At 44.3% G+C, this 5,702-nt stretch carries 6 protein-coding genes and 1 pseudogene; 3 read left to right on the top strand and 4 right to left on the bottom strand.

The window, feature by feature from the left end; all coding sequences use genetic code 11:
* Window positions 1-1,053: pseudogene (locus QTO06_RS24935) on the top strand (hypothetical protein); the annotation flags it as partial.
* Between the two features lie 31 nt (window positions 1,054-1,084).
* Here QTO06_RS24935 and QTO06_RS24930 read toward each other — a convergent pair.
* Together QTO06_RS24930 and QTO06_RS24925 are read right to left on the bottom strand one after the other, a co-directional pair.
* On the bottom strand, window positions 1,085-2,149 hold the full coding sequence (locus tag QTO06_RS24930) for a DNA-methyltransferase (RefSeq protein WP_031426955.1): 1,065 nt from the start codon (window positions 2,147-2,149) through the stop codon (window positions 1,085-1,087).
* 157 nt (window positions 2,150-2,306) lie between these two features.
* Window positions 2,307-2,579, bottom strand: a complete 273-nt coding sequence (locus tag QTO06_RS24925) for a hypothetical protein (protein WP_140377363.1) — start codon at window positions 2,577-2,579, stop codon at window positions 2,307-2,309.
* A 240-nt stretch (window positions 2,580-2,819) separates the two neighbouring features.
* On the opposite strand from QTO06_RS24925, the gene QTO06_RS24920 reads away from it, so the two are divergent.
* Together QTO06_RS24920 and QTO06_RS24915 are read left to right on the top strand one after the other, a co-directional pair.
* Window positions 2,820-3,050 (top strand): hypothetical protein, encoded by a 231-nt coding sequence (locus tag QTO06_RS24920; RefSeq protein WP_140392168.1) that lies wholly within the window; start codon window positions 2,820-2,822, stop codon window positions 3,048-3,050.
* Window positions 3,051-3,851 (top strand): hypothetical protein, encoded by an 801-nt coding sequence (locus QTO06_RS24915; RefSeq protein WP_140377360.1) that lies wholly within the window; start codon window positions 3,051-3,053, stop codon window positions 3,849-3,851.
* Window positions 3,852-3,954: 103 nt separating this feature from the next.
* On the opposite strand, the gene QTO06_RS24910 is transcribed toward QTO06_RS24915, so the two are convergent.
* Entirely contained in the window at window positions 3,955-4,347 is a 393-nt protein-coding gene (locus QTO06_RS24910; RefSeq protein ID WP_331410284.1) for a hypothetical protein, read from the bottom strand.
* Window positions 4,347-5,672, bottom strand: a complete 1,326-nt coding sequence (locus tag QTO06_RS24905; protein WP_237305217.1) for a phage head morphogenesis protein — start codon at window positions 5,670-5,672, stop codon at window positions 4,347-4,349. Before QTO06_RS24905 ends, QTO06_RS24910 begins: the two co-directional genes overlap by 1 nt.
* Window positions 5,673-5,702: the final 30 nt, after the last annotated feature.

The raw sequence follows: 5,702 nt of genomic DNA, 5'->3' as shown, positions 1-5,702 counted from the left end.
GATGAAGCCTATGCCGCATTCATGCAGAGCTTAGTTCCTGTGATGGAAAAAGCGCCAGGAGTGGTCAAGCCCATCCTCGAAGCGGCAGGTGGTACGATATTGAGTGAGGATGTGGGCATCAAAGGCTTGAAAGCCATGATTGAAGCGCTCAATAATCCTGATAAATTCCTTCATGACATCAACCTAAAAGAGCTTGCTCAAAGCACCAGAACAGAAGCGGAAAAACTTGCAGACGCAGGACGAGCTTCACAATCTGTCGTTGATGAATCCACTGCAGACTTAATCCAATCTCAGGATAGCTTATCGACTGCCATTCAAGACTTAAGCAAAACTTTCACTGACTTTGTTATTGAAAACCCATCGGCTGGGTATGCATCTTCTGCTATCGAAACAGCTGCCTTAGGTGCTGGCGGTCTTTTTGCTTTAAAAAAAGCGAAGGATTGGTTAACAGGTAAAACAATCAATGTAGCCGCTGGAGCGGCGGCAGAAAACGCAGCGGATTTAACAAAGGCAAGTCGTTTTAGCAATGTGGGCAAGTTTGCCAATAAGATACCAGGATTAAAAAGCGTTCCGGTCATAGGTACAGCCATCAATGGCGCAATGATTGCTGGTGATATAGCCACTGGTGACAATCGAGGACTATGGGAAGATGTTGGTGGTATTGTGGGCAGCGCTATCGGTGGCATTGCAGGAACGCTTGTCCCCGTTCCTGGCGGAATGATTGCTGGCGGTATCGGTGGTGATATGGCTGGTCGAGAAGTTGGTGAGTGGCTTTACGATGCATTTAATGGTGATGAAGAAGTCAAGCGAGTAGAAAACTTAGTGGACAGCTCGAACGACACCATAATCACAGGGCAACCCACAACGCCAATGATTCAAATCGAGTTCACTCCTCAAATTACAGTTGAACTCACAGGCGCTTCTGAAGAGCAAGCTCAAGCGCTATCTGACAGCATCGTGACCGCACTTCGAAACATGACACCAGAGCTTCAACAGCAGTTGCGTGACGCGATGTCAGACATCATGCAGTCTAGTGATTACCTGGAACATTAAAAAGGCATCGGTTTGCGCCGATGCCTTTTCATTACTCTTCTTGGGCGCTTAATGTTTCTAATTGCCTTAGCGTGGTATCAAAGGTTTCTTCTTCAAACTCGATACCGATAAACCGACGCCCCAGTTTTAAGCACGCTTTACCTGTTGAGCCACTTCCCATAAACGCATCAAGCACAACATCACCTTCTCGACTACTTGCTGTAATGACATGCTCAAGCATTGCGGCAGGCTTTTCACATGGATGTTTACCAGGATAATACTGTACGGGTTCAAATTGCCAAACATCGGTATAAGGAACGTTTGCCGTCACAGAGAACGGACGACGAAGCGTTTCATATTGAGTTTTTAGATCATCATATTCTTTAACTAAAGTCTGGTAAGTTTCCTGCAGCGATTGGTATTGCGTATGCAGCTCTTGGTGGCTTTTGGTTAGCTCTCCGGCTCTCGCCTTAAATAATGCTTGTAGCTGCTTGTATTGTTGTTCACTTGGCAACTTCCATTGGCTTGCGCTAAACCAATGTGAACACATCTGAGAGTTGGTGGCTTGGTTGATCTCCTTTGCGGTAATGCCGAGTTCTTTGCGAGCATTGGCAAAGTAGTCAATCAGTGGTTTAAACACTTCCTGTTTGAGCGCTTTACATTTAGTGGTATACCCCGAAGAACCTTTAGCAAAACCTTCCGAACCATAATGACCAGCAAATAACACTCGCTCCGTTGAAGGAAAGAACTTGCGAAGGTCAGGTTTATGCATTCGTTTCCACGGCCCTGACGGCTTAGCCCAAATAATGTGGTTAAGCACTTCGAATCGAGAACGCATTAATATTTCGGTATCTGCAGCGAGCGTCGAGCCACAGAACAGGTACAAGCTGCCGTTAGGTTTTAGTACACGCCAAAATTCCACCAGCACTTCATCAAGCCATGCAAGAAAGCTTTCGACGTCTGGCCATTGGTTATCCCATGCATTGGCTTTGATTCGAAAATATGGAGGGTCGGTAAGAATGAGGTCGACAGAGTTGTCATCAAGTGTTTTAAGGTGCTGTAAGCAATCAGCATTAACGAGAGTCAGTTGTTCGTTGCGAAGTGTGTGTTTGTGCATTCTTGTCTCCTTATTTCAAAGAGCCTTGAATACAAAGCAAGCCGCCAGCCCCAAGCGAGACTGGCGGCGTTTCAATGCTTCCTCTCCAGCGTGGCTGGGTCTCAGGTACTCAAGGCATCAAAACACAAAGACACCTTACCATAAGTTAACTGTATTTTTATACAGTTGTCGGTGTAACTGAAGATAACTTGTGCAACAAATCTTCACCTTCAAAAGTCAAAGAAAGAGCACCACCGATAACCCTAATGACTCCAAGCGCCTTTAGTTGTTCAACGACAAACATCATACCAATGGCTGTAGCCTGGTACTGTGAGGGATTGACATAGAACGCCACATCAAAGCAACTATCTTCTCTTGGGTGGTTGTTTTTAACGGTGTTTAAAATGGCTTTAATGAGAGATCGTTGGTTTTCTTTAATATCAAATAGCATGTGAAATAAACCTTTCTGGGTGCTTCTGGATTGCCACGAACCATTACATTCAAGACCAACACCATCCACTCAATATTGAGGCTAAGTGCCACAATATTGATGCTGAGCAGATTTCAGACTCAACAGCCAATACTGAGAGGAAACAAATTTTATCCACAGGCAATTTTTAATGTTATTATCAAAACAATAGTTGACATAAAATATGTCAACCCAGAAGTACAAGTGTACTAGGAGGTCGTTATGTTTTGGTTTTTTAAAAGCCCAACCCCAGGCGGACTAGCAGATAATTTCATTAAGAATAAAGAGCGCTTTGATATCGATGATGATGGTCGAGTAACATTGCGCATGGATAATGATGAAACAATAAAGTCGATCCAAGAACAAATTCAAAAACTCAAATTTATTCATGTAAAACGTGAATCTCAATCACCTCAAGAAGCCCAAGAAGTGGATAATGATAGTGAGCAATAGATGAGCGCCATCTGTATTTTTGTCATTCTGATTTCTGGTTATATATTCTCTCTCCTCCATCTTCCTGCAAGATACAAACAAAATACAGCCGCTGGCTGGGACTCTTACTTCAATGTGGCTTTTTGGGGCGTATTATGGGGGAGTATTTCTTTCATTTTTTGTGTTTTGTTTAAATCTAACCATTTAGCTAGCGTTTACCTCATGCCTCTTATGGGAGTGACGTTTGAAGATCTTCGTGATGGGAAGATGTTCCTTTCCGTCAATCCAAATCAGTTTATTGATTTACTCAAAGTTGCAGGATGGTGTGTCGGAACGGTCTTCCTCTCTGTCTTTTTTGGGGGAATTTCATCACTGGTTTTCAAGTGTTCAAATCTTCGCTATCAACTGATTGAGCGTATTTCAAAATTTAGCCACTTCGATTCCATGATGCTTGAATCTCAGGTGAACTCAAAACCTATGTTGATCACTATCAGCTCAAAGAAAGTCTACGTTGGCCTCTGCTTGGGAGATGATCTTGTTGATGGTCGGGGAGATAGCGTCGCAATTATTCCATTGATGAGTGGCTATCGTGATAGCACCACACAAGATATTTCTTTCACCACCAATTATTATATGCAGTATCAAAACTTAGGATTAGACTCTCAGCCACGCTCTCATCCCATTGGGGACAGCCAAAGGACACTAGCTTTGAATGACTTTAGGGTTGTTATTAGTAGAGATGAAATCCAATGCATGTCATTTTTTGATATAGAAATGTACGCGCAATGGGAAGACATAAATGCTGATGATATTTTCGTTTAGGTAACATACGGGCACATACTACACCTTGTAGTATGTGTTCATGTGTCACCCTGTGTGGCATTACAAGCAACAAAAAGGGCCAGAAAATCGCTGGCCCTTTGTTTTATTTCTTACCTTTCGATTTCTTCTTTCGCTTGTTGACCATACTGGCTTCATGCACAAAATCCAGCACAGTCCCAGAGAACCATTCCGCCAGATAGGCTCCAGCCTCATCATCGTTCACGTTCGTGTGAATGCCCACCATTTGACTGAGCATCATTGCCGCATGAAAAGACTCGTGACATAGATGGGGGGTGGCTACAGTATAATTCTTATCATGAGGCAGCCACATGATGATTGTGTTATCACGGCGCGTTACAAAAGCGCTGTAATCGTCATAGACATCATCATCGTTAGGCTTGATGTCGAACTCCTTTTCAAGTGCCTCAATGGAATTAGACCAGGCAAACTTCACATGATAAAGCGGTACGCGCGCCGTATAGATTTTGTCTTTCATTACTTACTCTCCAACTGGATAAACTCAGCCTGCAGCTTTGCAAGCTCGCTGTTGGTTAAGTGTTTCACGGTATATACCTCCGCTTTATCAAATGCCGCCATGAGCATGACTGCCGTACGTTTATCATCGAGCGCAACCAGATACTGCAGCGTTGGCAACCACTCGCCACCATCGAGCTCATCAAACCCAAACAAAATGCCATCCGCATCATCAAAGTTTGTGCCGGCTAATTTTTCTTTAAACGGATTGAGCTCTGGCGTTTCTTGGATTGCCTTGTCGAGAACGGCAGTGGACACTCTGCTTTTTGCGGCTTGATTGATTTGCTCTTGGATAACGGATTTACTTTGCTCATATGAGTAGCTCAGCACTTTGTTGGTAAGACCATACTCTTGAGCTCTGGTAGCCAAGGACTCTGGTAAGGCTTGCATCGATACAAGGGGCGAACTTCTAAACTGATGCTCTTTAGAAAACGTGTCGTTTTCGTGCATCGAGCTAATAGTAGTTTTGGTGTATTGCGACTTCTTGCTTGATGGTAGTTTGTCGTATTGCTCTTTGGTCAGCACCGATACAGTACCTCGGCATTTATGGTGGTTTGGTGGATAGAACTCAATCCAAAACTCATCGTTCTTTGGTTTGGCCACGCCGTCCAGCTCTCTGCAGAGTTTGGTGGTGCCATCATCCATCACCGATGTGTAGACCAGGAACTCGACCAAATCATTATCCGCTATCTGAGTCCATCTTCCTGCGTTATAGGCGGTCATCATGTTGTTGCGGTAATGCAGCTCCAGCCAATATGGATTCGCTTGTGCGATGCCAACTTGTTCAAGATACGCATCCAGGTTGCGAAGCACCTCTGAGCGGCTTTGACCTTCGTTTAATGCATATTCATAAAGCTTCTTCACTCGATTGACTGCATCAAGACTCGATACATTGGCAATGGTAAAAGCGCGCAGCTTCATGGACGCTTCGGTCTGGCGATAGGTTTTGCTGTTTGCAGGTATCATTGATGACAGTGCGTCAATGGCTTCTTGAAATGGTACGGGGTCAACAGCCAAGATAATGGGTGCGTTAGCCAGTTCGATATTGGCATCGATTTGTTTGATGATATGCACTTGACCTAGCAGCCAACTTACCATCATCGAGTTGGTGTAGGTTGCCGTGTATGCGCTCATGAACGCATCGATGTCGACATTACCACTTTTGATTGCGTTAGTGATTGCACTGGACAATTTATTGGCCGTAAAAGAAAGCGCCTCATTTTCGAGGCGCTCCATTTTGGTCAGGTTGTCTTTTTCAGCGCGCTCCACGTCTGTTAGAACAGCCATAGATGTTTCGCCTCCGTTGGGTCGGATAAT

The sequence above is a fragment of the Vibrio sp. M260121 genome, assembly GCF_036533715.1.
Lineage (GTDB): Bacteria > Pseudomonadota > Gammaproteobacteria > Enterobacterales > Vibrionaceae > Vibrio.
The sequence above is the reverse complement of the archived record's forward strand: the minus strand, read 5'-3'. Positions and strand labels throughout refer to the sequence as shown.

Coding starts and splice junctions, on each gene's coding strand:
- QTO06_RS24905 (WP_237305217.1), bottom strand. CDS start 5,672: ATGGCTGTTCTAACAGACGTGGAGCGCGCTGAAAAAGACAACCTGACC.
- QTO06_RS24920 (WP_140392168.1), top strand. CDS start 2,820: ATGTTTTGGTTTTTTAAAAGCCCAACCCCAGGCGGACTAGCAGATAAT.
- QTO06_RS24925 (WP_140377363.1), bottom strand. CDS start 2,579: ATGCTATTTGATATTAAAGAAAACCAACGATCTCTCATTAAAGCCATT.
- QTO06_RS24910 (WP_331410284.1), bottom strand. CDS start 4,347: ATGAAAGACAAAATCTATACGGCGCGCGTACCGCTTTATCATGTGAAG.
- QTO06_RS24930 (WP_031426955.1), bottom strand. CDS start 2,149: ATGCACAAACACACACTTCGCAACGAACAACTGACTCTCGTTAATGCT.
- QTO06_RS24915 (WP_140377360.1), top strand. CDS start 3,051: ATGAGCGCCATCTGTATTTTTGTCATTCTGATTTCTGGTTATATATTC.